General features: G+C 38.4%; 18 protein-coding genes. 9 read left to right on the forward strand and 9 right to left on the reverse strand.

Going from position 1 to position 20,081, the window contains the following annotated elements; all coding sequences use genetic code 11:
* A partial coding sequence (locus O3C63_06020) for a hypothetical protein (protein ID MDA0772482.1) occupies positions 1-251 on the forward strand: 251 nt, incomplete at its 5' end.
* Here O3C63_06020 and O3C63_06025 read toward each other — a convergent pair.
* From O3C63_06025 to O3C63_06035, 3 genes are all read right to left on the reverse strand, one after another.
* Positions 248-1,018, reverse strand: a complete 771-nt coding sequence (locus O3C63_06025; protein MDA0772483.1) for a phosphoribosylformylglycinamidine synthase subunit PurQ — start codon at positions 1,016-1,018, stop codon at positions 248-250. The genes O3C63_06020 and O3C63_06025 overlap by 4 nt on opposite strands.
* On the reverse strand, positions 1,003-4,020 hold the full coding sequence (locus O3C63_06030) for an AIR synthase-related protein (GenBank protein MDA0772484.1): 3,018 nt from the start codon (positions 4,018-4,020) through the stop codon (positions 1,003-1,005). Before O3C63_06030 ends, O3C63_06025 begins: the two co-directional genes overlap by 16 nt.
* 216 nt (positions 4,021-4,236) lie before the next feature.
* Positions 4,237-5,232, reverse strand: coding sequence for a hypothetical protein (locus O3C63_06035; GenBank protein MDA0772485.1), 996 nt, complete (start codon positions 5,230-5,232; stop codon positions 4,237-4,239).
* 207 nt (positions 5,233-5,439) lie between these two features.
* On the opposite strand from O3C63_06035, the gene O3C63_06040 reads away from it, so the two are divergent.
* The 3 genes from O3C63_06040 to O3C63_06050 are packed head-to-tail and all read left to right on the forward strand — an operon-like array spanning position 5,440 to position 6,648.
* Positions 5,440-6,063 carry a hypothetical protein gene (locus O3C63_06040; protein MDA0772486.1) on the forward strand — a complete coding sequence of 208 codons (624 nt, stop codon included), beginning with the start codon at positions 5,440-5,442 and terminating at the stop codon, positions 6,061-6,063.
* A 25-nt stretch (positions 6,064-6,088) separates the two neighbouring features.
* Complete coding sequence (locus O3C63_06045; protein ID MDA0772487.1) at positions 6,089-6,367, forward strand: hypothetical protein; 279 nt, start codon at positions 6,089-6,091, stop codon at positions 6,365-6,367.
* 20 nt (positions 6,368-6,387) lie between these two features.
* Positions 6,388-6,648: a hypothetical protein gene (locus O3C63_06050; protein MDA0772488.1), complete on the forward strand. Its 261-nt coding sequence runs from the start codon at positions 6,388-6,390 to the stop codon at positions 6,646-6,648.
* Between the two features lie 169 nt (positions 6,649-6,817).
* Here the strand turns inward: O3C63_06050 and O3C63_06055 are convergent, their stop codons facing one another.
* A complete protein-coding gene (locus O3C63_06055) occupies positions 6,818-7,576 on the reverse strand; it encodes an ABC transporter ATP-binding protein (GenBank protein MDA0772489.1) in 759 nt (252 codons plus the stop codon).
* Between the two features lie 142 nt (positions 7,577-7,718).
* On the opposite strand from O3C63_06055, the gene O3C63_06060 reads away from it, so the two are divergent.
* From O3C63_06060 to O3C63_06080, 5 genes are read left to right on the forward strand one after another with little or no spacing between them, the layout of a single operon-like run.
* The gene (locus tag O3C63_06060; GenBank protein ID MDA0772490.1) at positions 7,719-9,425 is read left to right on the forward strand and encodes a ribonuclease J; all 1,707 of its coding nucleotides are present in this window, start codon (positions 7,719-7,721) and stop codon (positions 9,423-9,425) included.
* Positions 9,425-12,931 carry a transcription-repair coupling factor gene (gene mfd, locus O3C63_06065; protein ID MDA0772491.1) on the forward strand — a complete coding sequence of 1,169 codons (3,507 nt, stop codon included), beginning with the start codon at positions 9,425-9,427 and terminating at the stop codon, positions 12,929-12,931. The genes O3C63_06060 and mfd overlap by 1 nt, the downstream gene beginning before the upstream one ends.
* Before the next feature lie 17 nt (positions 12,932-12,948).
* On the forward strand, positions 12,949-13,359 hold the full coding sequence (locus O3C63_06070; protein ID MDA0772492.1) for a hypothetical protein: 411 nt from the start codon (positions 12,949-12,951) through the stop codon (positions 13,357-13,359).
* The gene (locus tag O3C63_06075; GenBank protein MDA0772493.1) at positions 13,359-13,799 is read left to right on the forward strand and encodes an MEKHLA domain-containing protein; all 441 of its coding nucleotides are present in this window, start codon (positions 13,359-13,361) and stop codon (positions 13,797-13,799) included. Before O3C63_06070 ends, O3C63_06075 begins: the two co-directional genes overlap by 1 nt.
* 18 nt (positions 13,800-13,817) lie before the next feature.
* Positions 13,818-14,915, forward strand: coding sequence for a hypothetical protein (locus O3C63_06080; GenBank protein ID MDA0772494.1), 1,098 nt, complete (start codon positions 13,818-13,820; stop codon positions 14,913-14,915).
* Here the strand turns inward: O3C63_06080 and O3C63_06085 are convergent.
* From O3C63_06085 to O3C63_06105, 5 genes are all read right to left on the reverse strand, one after another.
* Positions 14,880-16,151 (reverse strand): hypothetical protein, encoded by a 1,272-nt coding sequence (locus O3C63_06085; protein MDA0772495.1) that lies wholly within the window; start codon positions 16,149-16,151, stop codon positions 14,880-14,882. The two genes, O3C63_06080 and O3C63_06085, sit on opposite strands and share 36 nt — an antisense overlap.
* A 62-nt stretch (positions 16,152-16,213) precedes the next feature.
* Positions 16,214-17,041: a hypothetical protein gene (locus O3C63_06090; protein ID MDA0772496.1), complete on the reverse strand. Its 828-nt coding sequence runs from the start codon at positions 17,039-17,041 to the stop codon at positions 16,214-16,216.
* A gap of 75 nt (positions 17,042-17,116) precedes the next feature.
* Positions 17,117-17,965, reverse strand: a complete 849-nt coding sequence (rsmA, locus tag O3C63_06095) for a 16S rRNA (adenine(1518)-N(6)/adenine(1519)-N(6))-dimethyltransferase RsmA (protein ID MDA0772497.1) — start codon at positions 17,963-17,965, stop codon at positions 17,117-17,119.
* A complete protein-coding gene (grxC, locus tag O3C63_06100) occupies positions 17,952-18,221 on the reverse strand; it encodes a glutaredoxin 3 (GenBank protein ID MDA0772498.1) in 270 nt (89 codons plus the stop codon). Before grxC ends, rsmA begins: the two co-directional genes overlap by 14 nt.
* 19 nt (positions 18,222-18,240) lie before the next feature.
* Positions 18,241-20,081 (reverse strand): tail fiber domain-containing protein (locus O3C63_06105; protein ID MDA0772499.1); only part of this gene is annotated, 1,841 nt, incomplete at its 5' end.

A 20,081-nucleotide genomic window follows, 5' to 3' on the forward strand; every position in this document is an offset into this window, starting at 1 on the left:
CACCCAGCCCAACTTTACTAAATATAAAGATCTCAGTTAATAAATATGGGCTGGGTTACACGCTCCTAGGTAATGTCATGGACATTTCAAACAAAATCAAGTTTTATGATCCTGATTTACAGTTAACAGCATTTTCCTCAGAGAACTTCCACAAAGGGGGCTTTGTAGATGAAGGGTTTGTACAAGAAATTAAACGCACAAGTAAAAAAATATATAGCAAAGAAAAAGGTTTGGATTTTTCACAGCTTTAGTTAAAGTACTCAACTGCATTCTCAAACAGTCTCAAGCCAGGACCATTTTCTGGCAAAGCCATTGACGCTCTTGAAGCTTTTTCTTTAAGAAAAGTCCAGTGAGGTAAGTGATGAAACTCTATTGCTCTTTCAGGGTGAGGCATCATACCCAAAATACGTCCATCATCACTCAGGACAGCAGCAATATCATCATCTGAACCATTGGGATTAGCTGGATAATCAAAATACTCTGTGATTTCAGCAGCAGTGTATTGCAAAGCTACTTTTAAATCAGATGGGGTTGCCACCTCGCTACGCTCGTCGCAATGACGAATATATCTGCCTTCACCATGAGCAACAGGCAATGACATAAATTCAATTCCTTTGAGCCAAGGCGAGTCACTACTAACTTTGAGATCAACCCATCTATCAATAAATTGAGCGCTAGTGTTGTGAGTCAGTGTGCCCTTGAGTAAATCAAGACTAGTAAGAACTTGAAAACCATTACAGATACCAATCGTCAAAGTGTCTCTTGCAACGAAGGCTTTGATTTCTTTGAGTAAATGATTCTTAATCATATTAGCGTAAGCCTTACCAGAACCGGTATCATCACCAAAAGAAAATCCACCAGGGAAAGCTGCAATTTGATAATTCTTGAGACGTGACGGCTCAGCGATTAAATCATTAAGGTGAACAATATCAGCATTGGCTCCAGCCAGTTCAAAAGCGCGCTTGGTTTCTTGCTCACAGTTGATTCCATAACCCGAAAATATTAAAGCAGTAACCATTGGTTTACCCCCGCCAATTCTTTTTTCTGATCGTTTAAATAATTAGAAAACGGAGCCCTGTAAGTACTAGTCGCTTCCTCAAGACTCAAGTCCTCTGCATTGATTTTAATTCGCTTAGTTTCGTTAACTTCTCCAAGTAATTGAGCTTTAGGAAATAGTGTTTCAAAACGCTTGGATTTAAGTGGATCAATACTCACTAATATTCCAGTATCTTGGTCAAAACCAGCCTCTACTTGAATTCCTAGTTGCCCAGCAATTGCCTTGTGTGCAAGTGCAAGCTTGAGCGGTTTGTGAGCAAGGCTCATCGCCGAGCTAATCAACTCAGTTTGTACTGCAGAATAAAAACGGCGATAAAGACTTAAGTTAGCTGCAGCGTCAACAGATTCCATGGCTGCGGTTTCTAAAAAATATATTTTATCACCAGATATTTTCAAATCCATACTCACAACTTTGGAATAATCATCAATAATTCCCAAAGCAGAAATTAACAAAGTAGGCAAAGCAGAGATCTTTATCTTCTCTCCATTAGCGTCATATCCCTTGAAATCATTAAACATACTATCCTTACCTGAAATAAACGGTGCACCAAATGCAACAGCATAGTCATAGCACGCTCTAGCTGTCTCTTTGAGCTGATAGAGACGCTCTGGCTCATCAGAACTGTTCCAGCAAAAATTATCCAAAATCGCTATGTAATCTGGATTAGCACCAGTTGCAACAGCTGATGCAATCGCTGCATCAATAGAACGAGCTGCCATTAGATATGGATCAGTATCAGTTTCTTCTGGCTTTAAACCATAACTTATAATAGCTGCTTTCCTTGAGTCGATCCTAGGTTTAATGACAGCAGTATCGCCATTGACTCTTCCCCTTCCTTGTAGTGGTTTCAAAACAGAAACTGCTTGAACTTCATGATCGTATTGTTGGGAAATGAATTCTTTACTGCAGTGATTTGGATGACTCAATAATTCTAAGAGACTGAATTGCTTTGGCACATTCGCTCCACGCAACGACGTGTTCATCGCAAGCCATTCTGGACTTGGTTTGCGAGTAATCAATTGACGTTCAGGCAAACCATCATGCAAAAACTCAAGCTCAATGTCCATAGCCATTTGACCTTGATAATGCACTTGGCATCTTCCAGAATCTGTAAATTCACCAATGACAACAGCTTCAACATCGCGAGACTTCATTAAAGTATTAAACTCATCCCAGTTTTCTGGCGGTATTGCAAGAGTCATTCTTTCTTGTGACTCGCTAATCCAAATCTGCCAAGCTTGCATACCTGGATATTTCAAAGGTACTTTATCTAATTCAACACGGCAGCCACCACATTCCTTAGCCATCTCAGCAACACTGCAAGAAATCCCACCAGCACCGTTGTCAGTAATACTTGAATAGAGACCTCTATCTCTTGCTTCTTTGATAATTGCATCACTAAATTTCTTTTGGGTGATTGGATCACCAATCTGCACCGCTGTTGCCGGACTAGATGAGTCCATTTCAACAGAAGAGAAAGTAGCTCCGTGAATACCATCAAGACCAACTCTACCTCCAAGTACTACTATCAAGTCACCTGGTCTTGCAGCCTTCTGGCAAGAATCCTTGCCATTGACAAGACGCGGCATCAAACCGAGTGTACCAACAAAAACCAGTGGCTTGGCTCTAAAGCTAGGATGAAAATAACTAAAACCATGCACAGTAGGAATACCAGAACAGTTACCACCTACTCTAACTCCATCAATTACACCTTCCATGATGCGCTTTGGGGAGAGCATTTTTTGAGTGAGTTCTTTGTCTCGATAGAGTCCTTCATGAGTACTGAATTTCTTCTCTGGGCTTTGAGAGCAAGGCTTGCGATGTGAAGATTCGGTGAAGTTGACTGAGCCGTCAATAAGCCGATTCTGATCGAGCGTAACGCAGCTATCAGAGTTCAGAGATGGAATTCCAAAGCAGTAGCCGTACAGGTTGGCTATAGGCTTGGAGCCCATCCCACATCCAATAGCATCTCTATTAACTCCAACTATCCCAGTAATCGCCCCGCCAAAAGGATCAAGCGCAGATGGACTATTGTGAGTTTCCATCTTATGAGTGATCAAATAATCATCATCAAATGCTATTGCACCAGAGTTGTCAGAAAAAACAGAAACACAAAAATCCTTATCGCCTTTATCCTTGCGGATTTGATTCGTAGCTGCTTTAATATATCCTTTGTAGAGACCTTCTTTAAGTTCATCAATCGGGTCAGCAAAAATAGTATGTTTGCAATGCTCTGACCAGGTTTGAGCAATAGACTCAAGCTCTATATCAGTGGCATTGCGTCCTTCTTTAATGAAGTAAGCCTGGATCGCTTTCATGTAATCAAGACCAAGAGCTAGAGGACCACGTCTTGAACCGTCTTCATCAAGAATACCCTTGCTACCAAGTTCAGCAAGAATTGCATCATCTACGTTTAGATCAACCATGGTAATTTCTTGCTTAGAAGTCAATACTACATTAGGAATTTCAATACCCATGCCTGTTTGATTAAACTGCAGACTCGTCTTGACTCTGGCTCTTTGAATAAGTGGGTTGTGTAAAGTATCTATGATTTGTTTCAAATCAATCTCAGACAGATTTGCTTTGAGCAGAAAAACTTGAGAGCTATAAACATTGATAGCTACATTTTGTTTTAGACTATCTTTCAAAATCGTCGCCACTGTCTTTGCCAAATTGTCTGTGACTCCTGGCAAGAAACCAATTTCAATAGCAAAGTCAAAATCATTTAAATTCTCAAGAAGCATTAATTGTTCTTTTTTAAAATCAATTAAGTTATTTGCCGCTTTTTTAATAGTGCTAGTTGGTAGATCAGCCTGAACAGTATAAGAATCAATAATTTGCAAAGACTCAAGCTCGGAGCCTAATTCAAGTTGACTTAAAGAAAACAAGAGCTGAGATGCTCTGGTATCTTTGATTTTTGAACTTATATCTATTCTTACTGTTTGCAAATCAAGGATAATCATATCACGCTCTTTTTAAATGAAGCTCCCCGATGCAGAGCATAGGGCTATCTTCATTAATCGGGGGTCTGCTGAAATTATAGATTCCCACCAAAAAGTTCCAAGCACCCGAAGCGATTTTTGTAATTCTTTAATCAGCTCTCTGTTTCCAAACTAGTGAATCTTTAGATACGCAGCAAAGCTACAGAGAATTGTAGCCATAGGTGATTAAAATCAAGACTAAATCTCACCTAATTCACCCTTATTAACTGATTGTCTTAAAATATACTTTGCCATTCCATCTAAGCCTAAGCTGATAGGCACCATATAGGACTTAGACTTCAAGAACATTGAAGAACAAAAATCTGCCAAAGCAGCACCACACTGCATAATACCTGAGAGAAAATACAAGCGGCGTCCTTCAACAAAATGCCCTGGGTTAATATAATTTGTTGACTTTAATGAGCCACCAATATCCCTCATAAAAGTAGCCGTTTTTTTACCAAACAATGGCCACACAATCACACCTAAAATACTAAAGAAGCCTCCTAGAATTCCTGGCAACGCATTACCGCTCTTAAAGAAATTACTTTTAAAATCTTGGGTGAAGAGATTTGTGAAAGTATTCTTCAAAGCCTGACCCAAGTGTTCATTATGATCTTTAAAATCATTAAACTTGGCTTTATTACCATTGGCAATCCCAAGTGAGTAAGACAAGTGATAAGTACCTGAAGAGAGTCCACGTGCAAGGAATGTATGTTCTTGAGGCACCACTGCAGCAATAATATTGTCGAGGAAATAACCAAATGCAGATAGATAATTATTACGAGTAATCTGCTCTAGTGTATTAATAGTGGCATTGACGAAAAGAAATAATTTAGTACCAAAGACTCCAAAAATATCAGAAAAATGTTTTGCCTTATCTGAGACATTAAAAAGATGAGCAGTTGCGGAAGCTGCATTACCTACGAAAGAAAACATACTTGAGATATCAGGCAAGATTGTATTCAATAATGGATCTTTGATTAACTCACGAATTTGATCCTTGTAATTAGTTTTTGCAGTCAAATGATTTTTGGAGCTATGTAATAAAAAAGCTCCGGAGTTGGAGCCTGTTTTTAGTGAATCATTAAATAGATTTGAAGTTGACTGTCGTGGTGAAATTTGATTCGTAGTTTCTATAAGCTCCGGCGAGGAGTCAATAAATCTAGGCTGTATGTCTGTTTTGACTTGCAAGATTACTTGTAATCTAAACTAATACTCCCCTATACAAGGCCAAATATTAACATTAATATTCAAGACAAAAATTAAAATTTATACTGCCTGAAAACACCCAATCTTGGTAAAAAAATAGATATATTTACTATTTATTAACCGAAACTTAACCCTGCCTTGTTTCTATTAGCTTGTTGGGAAAGCAGCAAAGGAAATAGGAGAAAAACAATGGTTGGAAAATCAATAAATATAGCGCTACAGCAAATCGTTGAAAACAACGATAAGGTTTTCAAAGAAGACCAAAAGAAAAACGCAGACAAACTTGCGAAGAAATTAGAACAATTGGGTCGTGAAAGAAGCGAAGCAAATCCAGGTGCAGCAATTGACTTAAGAGTGCAAGCATTCACCTTAAACAAAGTCGCTGACTACGCTGAGAACTTAGCAACTCACATTGAGCAAAATCCAAAAGAGAAACTCGAGAAAAAAGATCTCAAAGAAATCAAAGAAGCATTAATGGAATCACTTGGCATCCCTGCTGAGTTTGTTGATCAACTCAGCATCCTTGTTAAAGCAGGCCCGGAAGCTTTAAGAGAAGCTGCAGGTCTCTACAGAGGCAAAGCCGAAGAACTTAGACAACAAGCTGACCTTATGACAATGGAGATAGAACAAATTGATACAGAAATTAATAGGCTTACCAATCTCCAAGAAGCGTTTAGTGGAACAACAGTAGACAATGAACGTTCTATCAAAGACTTTGTCGCAGAGAAACTCTATAACGAATCTCTTCGCGATAGATCAGAGCTAGTCCTCAAGGAAGCTCTTCAATCATTAGAAGGAGTTGCAGAACACTAATAAGGTCGAAGCAAAAGCTTAAGTTATGGCAATCAATCCATCACAAGAATTAGCATTTTCAGAGTTCAAAGTTGAATTTTATCAGTCAAACTCGACTGGTCTTGAAAATGTTATGGATCAGTGGATTGCAGTCAATGATGAATCTGGTTTTGCACGTGCACAGATCGCACAAATTAGAGCACAAATCAATTTGGTTCGTGCAGCAATTGGTTTCTGGAGAGGTGAAGCAAGCTTCTGGAGACAAGAAATCAATGAGAACAAACTTGCAGTTAAAGAAGGTAACAAACTAGCTAGTACAGCATAGAACTAGGTTTAACAAACAATATGAGTATCAACGTCACAATTGAATTATCCAAAATAGTAAGCACACAGGACTTACTCCAACTTTCTATTGCAGATCTTGATAGAAGAATGGATTCTGCAATCCTCGCTGAGTCTAAGGAAGATATTTCAGCAATTAGATTTGAATTATCCAAACTCAAAGCCTCTTTGGGGCAATCACGTAACTCAGAAGCTTTTTGGAGGCAACAGATTGCTGATGCTAAAGAGGCACGTAAAGCCCAAGGCGACATCGCCCGGGGGTGAAGCGTGCTTAAAAGCTCCACCTGCTGCGTTACGCTCTTTATTTGCAGTCATCATTGACGGCTCAGTCAACTCAGCCTGCAAATAACTCGCAAGCCTTGCATCTGAAAGCTTTTTAACACACTTCTCATCCAATCAATTCCAGGAAAATTTTTTGACCCCAATACTTGATTTACAGAGATGGCACAGCAGCCAACAACTGCTTAGTATAATCCTCTTGAGGTTTATCAAAAAGTTCAAAGACAGTCCCAGATTCAACAATCAGACCATCTTTCATTACAAGAACACGATCAGCAATCTCAGCAACAACTCCAAGGTCATGAGTAATAAACAAGATCGTTTTTTTCAAAGACTTCAGGAGTTCTAGAATTACAGCTTGCACAGTTACATCAAGAGCAGTTGTCGGCTCATCTGCAATTAATAAATCAGGTTCATTAATTATTGCCATTGCAATCATCACTCTTTGTCTCATGCCACCAGAAATTTCATGCGGGTAGGCATCCAATGTTCTATCAGGATCAGGGATACCGACTTTCTCTAAGTAATCAAAACAAAGTTGATAAATTTCTTCATTCTTAAGTTTCTTTTGATAAACTTGCACAGCTTCAAACAATTGATCTTTAATTGAATACATCGGATTGAGTGCACTCAATGGATCTTGGGCAATTAATGCAATTTTGCAAGCACGCACAGCTGGCGGGTATGGTTTCTTGACTAAATCCATTTCTTTAAAATAAATAGCTCCAGAGATAATGGCATTCACAGGTTGAAGACCCAGTATGCTAAGAGCTGTCAGTGACTTGCCGCTACCACTCTCTCCAACCAAAGCCAGAATCTCTCCTTCATTTATATCAAAACTAATTTCATTAACCGCAGTGAAACTGGTCTCAGGGAAATCTATCTTGAGTTGCTTTACTGATAACAGAGGCATTGGTCCATTATAGGGGAAAAGGGAAGTGCTGAAAGGGAAATGGGTTTTAATTATGCCATTCCTATCCCTTCTCCCATCTCCCTATATCCCTTATCCCAGATTCTTGCTATAATAGCGGTTTGGATAAAAAGTATCACCAATTATGAACAAAAACGACAATACAACTAACTCACTAAATATCACAGCACTTGGCGGTCTTCACGAGACTGGCAAAAACATGTGGTTGGTGCAATCAATTAAAGCAAAGAAAGACCCAGAAACAATTATTCTTGATGCTGGGGTTCATTATCCAGGTAACGACGCACCAGGAATCGACTACACCATGGCTGACAACAGCATGGTCAAAGGTGAAATCAAGGCACTAGTTTTAACTAGCGTACATGAATATCATTCTGGCGGCGCCCACCATGTTATTAATAAACGCAATATCAAACAAGTTATCGGCTCAAAACTCGCTCTTGAAACCGTCAAACTCAAACTAAGTGAAGATCAAGTTGCCAAAATAGAATGGAACGAATTTGCTTCTAGAGAGCAGATTCAAGTTGGATCATTTACCTTAATACCATTTAGAATCACCTCTGGCTCTGCAGAGTCTTATGCTTTGGTAATTGAGTCTCACGGCTCTAAGATATTTTATACCGGCACTTACAAAATAGATCAAAGCCCTAGTGATGGATTCAAGACTGACATGGCTGGAATATCAACTTACTGCACAGCTTGCCTTGAAGCCGGCAGACCAATTGATCTATTACTTAGCGATTCAGCACTTGCCGAAAAAGAGGGTTACTCAGCCTCAGAAATGGCACTTGCCAAAAGTCTCAAACAACTTATTGCAAGCAAGAATGCTAGAGTCCTCATTAACACTTGTAGCTCAAACACAGTGAGAATACAAAACCTATTTATTATCGCCGAACAACTAGGTAAAAAAGTAGCACTACTTAATAAAGAAGCTCGCGAAACTTATACAGCGGCAGTCAATGCAGGCTATCTCAAACACAAAGAAGAGACTCTAATTAGTATCAAAGAAATCGACAATCAGAAGGATTCAGAACTCTTGATTATTTCAACAGCCCCCGAGGGAGATGCGCTCAAAGAGCTTGAAAGAGTGGGTTACGACAAAAGTCTTGAGATACAAATCAGAGAAGGTGACGTCATTATTAATAGTGCCGACCTGCCTCCAGGAACAGTAAGAGTAATGGCACAAATATCTGATCAGTTTTTTCTCAAAAAAGCAGAAATCATTGGTGGCAGAAATGCAAATGTCAATATCGACAATCATGCATTAACTGAAGAGATGAAATTCTTATTCAACCTAATCAGACCAAAGCATTTTGTTCCAGCAATGGGTGAGTCTAGGCTTTTGGTACAACATGCCAAGCTTGCTGTAGATAGTGGAGTTGACCCAGGTTCAATTTTTATTTTGGATAATGGTGACCAGATCAAGATTCACGATGGAAGACTTGAAGTAACCGAACATATCAACACTGATCAAGTGCTTTATACAGATTCTCAAGACTTTCACCTTGACACCAAGCTACTCAAAGAAAGAGATGCACTAGCGAAAGAAGGAGTAGTTACTCTTAGTTTTGCGATCAACAAAAAGAACAAAGTTGTCTCAGGACCTTCATTTTCAGCAAGAGCTTGTACCTTCTCGAACAATAAAGAATGGAGAGCATTTTGTTTAATGAACTCGCCAGACATTGTCCACGAGATAGAACAACTATCTGAAGATCTGCCGAATCCAACAATAGAGGATTTCCAAAATACCGCAAGAGAATTTCTCAACCGGATAATCAAAACACAAATAGGTAAAAAACCATCAGTCATAGTACTGGCTTCTCAAATATAATGCTCTTAGATATAATACAAAAAAACACAAAATTCGAAGAAATATACTCAAAGCTCATTAAAGATGGTCAGATCATACATGGACTAACCAATTCAGCCAAAAGTTTAATCCTAGCTAACATGCTCAAGAAGAGCACTGTACCTCTAGTCTTCATTGTTGCAAATCACCACGAAGCTCAAACTTATTACCAAGAAATCCAAAACCTAAGTGACAGACCCGTCTATAACTTCCTCTGTCAAGAAGTATCTCCTTATGATCAAATCAACTCAGACATTGGTGTTGTGAATACTCAATATGAGATTTTTGAAGCCTGGAATAATAACATAATCTCACTTACCGTGATGAACATCAAAGCGCTTTCTCAACTGTATATCAATAAACAGCAACTTGAAGAGAATTCTTTTTTTATAAACAAAGATACAGAATACGATCCAAAAGAGCTAGCGATCAAACTCACTTTACTTGGTTACAGCAATGAAGCCATGGTTCAAGGGCGCGGACAATTTAGTCAGCGCGGCGATATCACTGACATTTATCCGATAATCGGTGAAGCAGTTCGGATTGAATTCTTTGGCGACAATATTGAAAGTATCAAAGAACTTAATAGTTCCACTCAAAGATCTAGTAAAGCATTGGATTTCACGCAAATTAATCCACGCTACTCGATCATTAGAACAGAGGATGATGGGCTCAATGATAAGGTCAAAGAACTAGTCAGCAAGCACAAGATTGATGACCTGACAGAACTAGATTCACTTTATTTTGAAGGAGTTGAGTACTATAGATCAGTACTAGGTCAAATGCCAAGTAATTTATTTGAATATATACCAGCACATAGCCACGTAGTTTTTGATGAATGGCAAGACTTAAGTCACCTCGGTGAGCAATGGGACAAAAACCTCAACGAACAATATACCGAAGCTGTTAAATCTAATAGCTTAATTCCTCTTGAACAGCCCCTGCATCTTGAGCATAGCCAACTAGTCAAAAACAGTAATCAATTCAAACGCAAACTTTATTTACAAACACTAACAGAACTAGGTGATGGTGTCTTTGAAGCAGGTAAAGAGCTTAGTTATGAGTTAAGAAGCTATCCTACAGAGCGTTTTGCTAGCAAGGTAGAAGAGTTTATTGAATATATTCGCAGAAAACTTAGAGACCAGCAGAATATAATTATTTTCAGTGAACAACCTCACCGTGTCTTAAATATACTTAGAGAATGGGACATCACTGGCTTATACCAAGGTGACATTGAGAACCTTGACATCGAGCAACTAGTTAGAGAGCAAGAATTAAACAATAAAAGAGTCATAGTTCAACGTGACGGACTTGAAGAAGGCTGCGTCCTACCAGAACTTAATATCGTAGTACTAACTGATAGAGAGCTATTCGGTAGAAGCAGGCAAGCAGTTGCCAAACAAAAAACCAAAACCACAGAAAAAAGTCAGCGCGATATTTACACTGATATTTCAGAGCTGAAAGTAGATAACTATGTAGTCCACTACAAGCATGGCGTCGGACAATACAAGGGTACAGAGTTTATTGACCTTGACGGTGGCGCTCTCAGACAGGAATACCTAGCTATTGAGTACGCATCTGAAGCAAGAATCTTAATTCCAATTGATCAGGTTAATCTTTTATCAAAATTCAACATCAATCAGGATATCAAACCCAAACTCTCCAAACTTGGCGGCACAGAGTGGGAAAGAACCAAAAAGAAAGTCAAAAAATCTGTACGATTAATTGCTCAAGACTTAATCAATCTCTACGCCCTTAGAGAAAAACAAACAGGTTACAAATATCCTCACGACACTCCGTGGCAAATAGAAATGGAAGATGCCTTTCCTTATACTGAAACGGAAGATCAGCTCAAAGCAATCACCAATGTTAAAGAGGACATGGAAAGCAAAAAACTCATGGACCGCCTAATATGCGGCGATGCTGGTTTTGGTAAAACAGAAGTCATTATTAGAACGGCTTTCAAGGTAATCATGGAAGGCAAACAAGTTGCAATCCTTGTACCAACTACTGTTTTGGCGCAACAGCACCATGACGTGTTTAGCGATCGTTACGCAGCTTACCCCATCAAAATTGGTTTACTTAGTAGATTCAGATCTGCAAAAGAACAAAGAGAAGTAACCAACAAACTCAAACTAGGAGAAGTTGATTTAGTTATCGGTACTCACCGCCTGTTGCAAAAAGATATTCAATTTCAAAACCTTGGGCTTTTAGTTATAGATGAAGAGCAGCGCTTTGGTGTTTCCCATAAAGAGAAACTCAAATCAATGCGCAAGGACTTGGATATAATTTCCATGTCAGCCACCCCAATACCTCGTACCTTACATATGTCACTATCAGGAATTCGCGACATTAGTTTAATCACGACAGCGCCAACTAACAGAAAACCAGTCAAAACATTGGTTGGTGAGTACAAAAGCAATATCATCCGTAACGCAATCTTGCACGAGCTTGAACGTGGCGGGCAAGTATTTTTTGTTAATAATAGAGTAGAAAATATAGAGCGAGTAGCATTTGAAATACAAGAACTAGTACCTGAAGCTAATGTCAGAATTGGTCATGGTCAGATGAAAGACAAAGAACTTGAAGATGTAATGTTTTCATTTGTCAATGGCGAATTTAACGTACTGGTCTGTACCACTATTATTGAAACCGGACTTGATATCACCAACGCCAACACTATCATTATCAAAGATGCCAATGCATTTGGTTTATCACAGCTCTATCAGCTGCGCGGTAGGGTTGGTCGTTCTGATCTTCAAGCCTACGCTTACTTACTCTATAATCCAGAGAATGAAATCTCCTCTACTGCAAGAGAAAGACTCAAGGCAATTCGAGAACTAACCAACCTTGGTTCTGGCTATCAAATCTCAATTCGTGATATGGAAATTCGCGGAGTCGGTAATATATTTGGTGCTGAGCAACATGGGCACATGCTTTCAGTTGGTTTTGACCTTTACTGTAAGATACTCAGTGACACGATTGAAGAGATGAAGGGCAATCTTCAAGCTATTGAACTAGAAGATAGTTGCACGATTGATATCAAAGTCAATGCTTACTTCCCAGAAACATGGATTAGCGACAATAAACAAAGAATGAATGAGTACAAACGTCTCTCGCTTGCTAGAGAGGAATCAACACTTGATCACTTACAAAATGAATGGCGTGATCGCTTCGGTAGAATCCCGCAAGAAGCAATCAACCTTACTGAAATTAGTAGAGTCAAAATGAGAGCCAATAAAGCCGGCATCAAAAGTATTAATCAAGAAGGTGACTTTATCAGAATTGCCAACAAACTCAGGTTGCAACAATGGTTACAATCTATGCGCAAGCTTCCTAACTTCCTTCAAAGTAGAATCATCTTCAAATCTGGTGCCGTTGGTGCTAGAAGCTCAGACTCAATGATTTCAATGAATGTCAGTGGCTTGGATACAGAGACTAGATTAACTGCAATTAGTGATGTAATTGAGTTGTTTATGCAGAGATAATATGTTATATTATTTCAATGTCAAATTCAATTCCAGCTCCATTAGCCATGTTTAAAACTGCAGCAGAGCAGTTTATCAAAGAATCAAAAAATACAGATGCTTCGTCTGTTGCAAATTCAGCAGATGCTTTAAATAAAGCATTCCCAGATACAGAACTTCCTGATGACACTAGAAAACAATTAGCAAACCTGAGTGACGGTAGAGAGGCATTAGAAAATGGACTTGCATTTATTGCCAATTACAATTTTGATGGAGCCTTTGAAAGTCGAATTAATGAGGATCGAAATGAAAAAATACGAGCAATTGATATAGAGGCACAACAAAATCTCAAAAAAGCAGCAGCTCATATTCCAACAATTAAAAAGGCACAAGATAGATTGAGAGCAATAGCTGGAACACTTGCAGCGCCAGTCGCTACAAATGCATAATGCAATTCAGCCCAGAACTTCAATCCTATATCGAGCTAGTTTTAACTAGTTACCAAAGCTACACTGGCAAAATGCTAGCAAAAGACATCAACGAGCTTTACACTGCTGATTTTGTTTCAGCAAGTCATTGTTTTTATGACGATAATCTTACACGTTTTGTTTTTGCCAACCTCAAGGCTCAAGAACTTTGGCAAATGACTTGGGATGAATTTCTAGGACTAGAATCAAAGTACTCAGCCAATCCCAATGAAAGGTCTGAAAGAGATGATTTGCTGGCCAGGGTCAAGCAAGAGGGTATCATTAATAACTACAGCGGCATTAGGGTCTCCAAAACAGGTCAAGAGTTTATGGTTAAAGACGCTACAGTCTGGAATGTTAATGATAATGAAGGAAAACTGATAGGGCAAGCTGTCAAATTTGACTATCCCGTTTATGCATAATCGTACTATAATGGAATTATGTTCAGGAAAGCATTAATTTGCCTTATCAGTCTAATACCACTCACTGCTCAAGCCGATGTAGACCAAGAGAAGTACGTCAATCTCTATCGCATAGAGTTTGACAAGAAAACTGCTGCTGATCTCTATGCTAGTCCAGCAGAAAATAAAAACGCCCTAGAATACAGAAAAGAAATTGTTGATTTTCTTTCACAGCGCAAACATAAAATACCCAATTTGCTCGTCAAAAAACGCTGGCGCCAACATCTTAGTGAATACCCAAGTCTAGAGCATTATGAAGAAAAGCTCGACAACTCATATGTCTCTCACGAATTAGTTAGAAAAAAATTCTTGCAAAATCAATACATGGATGATTATTTCAAATTAACTGTCAAACAAAAGGCAATTGAAGACTTGGATGACAGAAATAAGATACAAAGTCTGGCAGAAAAAAACGGCATCCTGGTCAAACAACAACAGATAGACGAAAAGCTTTTGCAATTCATCGAGAATCAAGGTGGCAAATTACAATTTGATGCATTTTTGGCTGAGCATCAATTCAGCAAAGAAGATGTACAATTCTTTATTGAAACAGACTTGATCAAAGACGCTCTGATAACCAAAATGCTCCAAGATGACATAAAACAAGCAAGCGACAATCATTTCAAAAACGTTAATGACAACAGCAAAAGACAACCACGTTATTACTTTAGTCAAGCTTTTATTCCACACTCCGTAGAAAACGCCAAGTCCAAAATAGAAAAAGCACAAGATCTATTCCAAAAGGAGTCATCCATATTCCCTACCGACAAAATAGACCCAGAAATCAGAGTGATGAGCTTGGATGTACCAGTTGCATTGGATACTAGGTTATTCGTTAAAGAAATCAAAGACGAGCTTGTAGAACTGAGCAATAACGGTTCTATGATTAGTAGCCAAGTAAGCAAAGTTATCAAAAGCGCCAATGGCTATCATCTCTTGCAGATCAACGGAGTAGAAGTTCGTGAATCACTTAGTTACGACAAAGCCAAGCTAGAAATCCTACAAAAACTCAAAGAACAAAGAGCCAAAGACATAGATGGTTTATATAGTTTCTTTATACCTGAGGATCAAGGATAAATTCACCTTGGACTTCTCTACTAAGCCCTTTGGTACTAACCTAAATCTATCCAGCTCTTCAAAGAAACGCTGACAGAATTTGTTGAATGCTTCAGACTTGCTTGGCTTCTCTAAACTAATATGATCAACATAGCCTGTCTTAGTATCTAAATCAAACTTAATTACATTTTCTAAAACAACTTTGCTTTCTGTAAACTTTTTAAGCTCATTGGCAGGCATAAAACGAAGATGTTTATCCCAGTCCAAACGAGTTTTACGTAAAATATAAACTAGGTAATTACGCGAATCATCGTCAAGCTCTTGGTTTGCCAAAATATCAGCATCACCTTCATAAAGCTTGAGACTCAATAAAGACTGATCATGATCAATTCTATAATCCCAAGTCTCTAGCAAATCAGTGCCAAGCTGATCTTGATCCTTGGTGACAATAAATTGTTGGTTAAAGACTTTGATATCTTGTTTGTTTAGATCTTTAAAAGTTAATGCCGGTATCACCACACTTGGTTTAATTTTCTCAAAATCAAGATCTTCAATCCTTAGATTATAATCAATCAAACTCAGTCCAAGCTTGGCTAAACTAGCTTCACTAATACAAGAATCAACTTGATAGTCATTAAGTTCAAACTCGATATAGTCAATAGATTTAGCATCAGCTAAAGCAGTCAATTGGTTATTAGAAATCGGAAGTTTGACCTCAAGGTTCTTTCTCAATAATGTCGACTCAACATGCGAATGTAAGTTCATTGAATAAAAGCTCTTTGCTGCCAAATAAGGTAGCAGAGCCAAACTGGCAAGTAAAGCTAGAGTCAATATCAAACCAAATAAAATACTAAGGATTTGAATAAAACCAGTAACGATTTTGCCAATAATATTTTGTTTGATCCTAACTACCTTTGTTGATATCAAAAGGTCATGAAGACTTTTGGCGTCAAGATTAAAGCCAATTGCCAAATAACCAAGTCCAAAGAAAGCCACCGAAAATATTGCGATTACCGATCTTATTAACGAGCGGATTAAGCCAATAGAAGCGTCTCGGTGAGAGTCATAGAGCCTGAGACCAAGCAAAAACTTTGAAAGATTGAAAGTAATAATTCCTTGTATAATTGAATCAAATACAAAAACAGCCAAGACTATTTTTGCACTATGAATATAAAACTCTCTAGTCCATAATTCAAACTTGGGTATTTGCAATTTGATCAAAACAAATTCAATCAAAGCTGCTGCAACAAGAATCAAGAATAGGTTTAAGTAAAAGGCAGCGAACCTCGTCCAGAATCTTGCAATTTTACAATCAGTGCCTACCTGCATACTTTTTGGTGAAGTGACTCCAAGAACTTGATCGTGTCCTTGTAACTATCTAGCTTAATAGTAACAGCTTCTTCATTAACCAAAGCTGGTCCAACACAAACATTTTTAACCTTGAGTCGTTTTTGTTGATACTTTTGTTGATAAGCTCGCAAAGCCAACATCGCTTTGTAATCAGCCATTGAGTCACCAAAGAAAAATACTTGTGTCAACTCACTAAGATCTATTTGGTCTAAGATATCCCAAATCGCATCACCCTTGTCATAAGGATACTTAGCATCTTTGAAAATCAATTCTTTACCAAAATCTAGTATCTCCCAACGATTGGAATGAGCAAAAACAATTTCCAGCACGTTCATAATTGATTTTTTTTGTGCCTCGTATTCATGAGATTCAAAATACATTGCAAAGTCACCAGGTGTAACCAAAAAACTAACATCCTGCGTCAAATGCGGACCTAGAATGTCTTTGATAATATCAATAAAAAATATAGTCTCGTCATAAGCATTGGCAAATTCTTGACGAGTATAACGAACGGCATCGTTTTCAACCACTTGTTTACCAAAGCCACAATACTTCTTAATATTTTTGGGTAGGTTAGATCTAAAAATATCAACATAGCTTCTTGCAGTCAAAATCAAAATATCAACTTTGTCGTGTTGATTAAGTTCAAGAAGTTGCTCTGCAGCTTTTGGATCTATCTTCGGATAACGATGATCCAAAGCAATTACTTCATCAGGACGAAGTGTGCCATCAACATCAAAAACTAAAAGATATTTAGAGTCAGTTTCCAAGTCAAACTTGGCAATTAGATCTTGCATATATTGATTATTCCCACACAGGGTCGTATCCTGACATTGGACAAATATAGTGTAATACACTATATTTGTCCAATGTCAGGATACGACCCTGTTGACCATCTCTGCCATCTCTTGCAAAGTCAAGGTCTCGCCCCTAAGGTTATCAGATAATTGTAACTTAGCAATCTCTTCTTCCTGATAACCAGCAGCTCTCAATCCATTCAATAATTTTTTACGACGGTTTGCAAAAATAGCTTTGATCAGACGACGTAATTGTTTTGGTTCTTTGACATCAACTAATGGTTTGTCTCTTAGTTTGATTTTAATAAATGCAGAATCGACTTTGGGGCTTGGCATAAACTTGTTTTTGGGTACGTCCAAGCAATACTCAACTTCTGCCCAGTAGCTCACCAAAAGCGTAATTGCTCCATAGGACTTGGTTCCTGGCTCGGCGCAAAGCCGCTGGGCAAACTCCTTTTGCACGAGTATATTAATCTCTGAAAGATATTTTCTATTGGGACTTTCTTGAGCCATCTCACCAAGTAAATGCAAAAGGATCTTGGTAGAAATCTGGTAAGGGATATTGGCGACTATTTTGACTTTATTCTTGAGAAATTCAGCTGGGACAATATCGGTGATATTAAGGGAAAGAAAATCAGCACGAATATAGTCAAAGTTGTCATGAGTCGACTTGAGTATTTTGAGTGCTGTTTCTGCATTCTGATCTAATTCAACACTGTATAATTGTTTTACATTAGTCACAAGTCTTTCAGTAAGGAAACCAGCTCCTGATCCGATCTCTATCACCACATCACGCTCAGCATCAAGCTCGGAAACCACGACAATTTGATCTAAGGTCTTAGAACAAACCAAAAAGTTTTGTCCCAAGCTTCTTTGCTTGGGATAATTCTTGGCTCTAAATATAAGGTCTTTATCCGTTGACAAGCGATTCTAATTCTCCACTTGCATCGAGTGCATGCAAATCATCACAACCACCAATAGACTCACCAGCTATAAAAATCTGCGGCACTGATTTACGGTTGCCTTTAGTAGTCTTAGACATCTCATCACGTGCAGCCTCATCACCGTCAATCCGAATTTGCTCATACTTAAGCCCTTTAGAATTAAGTAAGCTAAGTGCTTTCTGGCAATAAGGGCAGTGATCCCAAGTATAAATCTTAATTTCTTTAATTTGTGACATGAGTCAGATTATAGCAAAATCATAGAGACTCATCTGTACAAAAACTATAGCTTGGATCTTTATCACAGAGAACTTGTTTCAAAGTATCGTTTTGAGCTTTCAGTTCTTTTACAGCTTCTACCAAAACCGCTGTCATCTTGCCATATGTTACAGATTTGTAACCATCATTATCTGTTCGTACTAACTCAGGAAAGTATGGTTCAAGCTCTTGTGCTATGAATCCAACATTAACTTGGTCTCCATGACTCTCTCTATCAATCCAATTATAAAAGACTCCACGTATATTCATTAACTTATCTAGGACTGAATCAAGTGGCTCTATGTTTTCTTTATAACGACGATCAGAAGAGTCAGTAATAGTAAAACCTCTTATCGTTCCATTAACATCAAGCTTGTAAGTAGGTGTGGTGTCATTAATACCTACATTACCTGCTGCGGTTATAACCATACGTCTAAGCAAACCACTAGTAGCAGATTGAGTTTTAAAATAAATATCCGCTCCTCGATTCGATGAAGTCCAATCACCACTAACTTCTGAGACAATCAAAGCACCGTAATCATAATTAGTACCATCATAGGTACCACCAAAATAAATTCCACCAATTTCGTCTTCTTCACCAGTATCATTAGGATCAGCATCATTGTTATGAAGAGCCAAGCGTGGAAGATCATCTGATATCACCATCTTCATAGTAGCAGGCACAGCATCAGTACCTACGGCAAGGTTGCCTGCAGAGTCAATTGACATTCGAGTATTAGTACCAAGCACAGCAGAACCAGCAGTAGAAGAATAACTGATTTTGAAAAGATCTGAATCGCTATTGTCTATCCCGACAGCGTAAGCATCACCGACAATAGAGAATTGCATCGCCGCATCTCCAGTACTGACCTGTTCAATTTCAAAGCCCGGTTCAGTGTCAGTGGTACTTTCATAAAGATGCATATTCGTTTGTGGGCTAGCGGTACCCAAACCAACACCAGGTTCTGAAGTATCTACGTATAGCTCATTACTTTCTCCTAAACGCACGTCCCCTGTATCATAAAATATATGTTGAACAACACTAGCATCCATAATTTGAAAATCACCAGTTGAATTCAAATCGACACTATAATTATAAGTACCTAAATTTATTTCAGTACTTGCATCCAAGTCTAAAGTATCTTCAAATTGTTCAAAATCAAGGGAGTCAATGGTAAGACTAGAAGCTCCAATATTGCTAATAGTATTACTAGCACCACTAATAGTTTTATTAGTCAATGTTTGAGTATCTGTAGTTCCAACTATCGTTCCTGATGGAGCACTTTGCCCGTCAAGCAAATCAGCATCAATCCCAGAGCCGGAACCATCTACAGCCTTAATTGCAGTGCGGAAATTTGTACTTGCTCCTGTTATTGTTAAATCACCACCAATAATTGAATTTCCAGTTGCTTGAAAAGTACCAGTAACATCTAAACTATAACTAGGTGTAGCATCATTGATACCAATCATATTAGCCGAACTATCAATCACCAAAGTATTAGCGTCAAAATTAAGATCACCGTTTGCCATTGTGATATTGGTTGTGGTGTCAAGTGACATTGTGTCTTTAAACTCTGAGAAATCAAGTGAGTCAGCCACAATAGAACTTGCAACAACTCCAGTCAACGCCGAACCATCACCATTAAACGCTGTCGCCAGCACTGTTCCGTTGACCTTGAGTTTAACTCCAGGTTGGGTATAACCAATACCAACGTTGCCATCACTAGTAATAGACATTGCACCATTACTTAGACTCGGATCACTATTGCCAATATAAAAATCCATTCTAAAAGTCCCCAAAGCAGGACCAATTTTAACAGTGTTATTTTCCTGAATACCTA

The sequence above is a fragment of the Cyanobacteriota bacterium genome, assembly GCA_027618255.1.
Taxonomy (GTDB): Bacteria; Cyanobacteriota; Vampirovibrionia; order LMEP-6097; family LMEP-6097; genus JABHOV01.

Coding starts and splice junctions, on each gene's coding strand:
- O3C63_06050 (MDA0772488.1), top strand. CDS start 6,388: ATGAGTATCAACGTCACAATTGAATTATCCAAAATAGTAAGCACACAG.
- O3C63_06060 (MDA0772490.1), top strand. CDS start 7,719: ATGAACAAAAACGACAATACAACTAACTCACTAAATATCACAGCACTT.
- O3C63_06040 (MDA0772486.1), top strand. CDS start 5,440: ATGGTTGGAAAATCAATAAATATAGCGCTACAGCAAATCGTTGAAAAC.
- mfd (MDA0772491.1), top strand. CDS start 9,425: ATGCTCTTAGATATAATACAAAAAAACACAAAATTCGAAGAAATATAC.
- O3C63_06025 (MDA0772483.1), bottom strand. CDS start 1,018: ATGGTTACTGCTTTAATATTTTCGGGTTATGGAATCAACTGTGAGCAA.
- O3C63_06075 (MDA0772493.1), top strand. CDS start 13,359: ATGCAATTCAGCCCAGAACTTCAATCCTATATCGAGCTAGTTTTAACT.
- O3C63_06055 (MDA0772489.1), bottom strand. CDS start 7,576: ATGCCTCTGTTATCAGTAAAGCAACTCAAGATAGATTTCCCTGAGACC.
- O3C63_06080 (MDA0772494.1), top strand. CDS start 13,818: ATGTTCAGGAAAGCATTAATTTGCCTTATCAGTCTAATACCACTCACT.
- O3C63_06070 (MDA0772492.1), top strand. CDS start 12,949: ATGTCAAATTCAATTCCAGCTCCATTAGCCATGTTTAAAACTGCAGCA.
- O3C63_06090 (MDA0772496.1), bottom strand. CDS start 17,041: ATGCAAGATCTAATTGCCAAGTTTGACTTGGAAACTGACTCTAAATAT.
- grxC (MDA0772498.1), bottom strand. CDS start 18,221: ATGTCACAAATTAAAGAAATTAAGATTTATACTTGGGATCACTGCCCT.
- O3C63_06045 (MDA0772487.1), top strand. CDS start 6,089: ATGGCAATCAATCCATCACAAGAATTAGCATTTTCAGAGTTCAAAGTT.
- O3C63_06030 (MDA0772484.1), bottom strand. CDS start 4,020: ATGATTATCCTTGATTTGCAAACAGTAAGAATAGATATAAGTTCAAAA.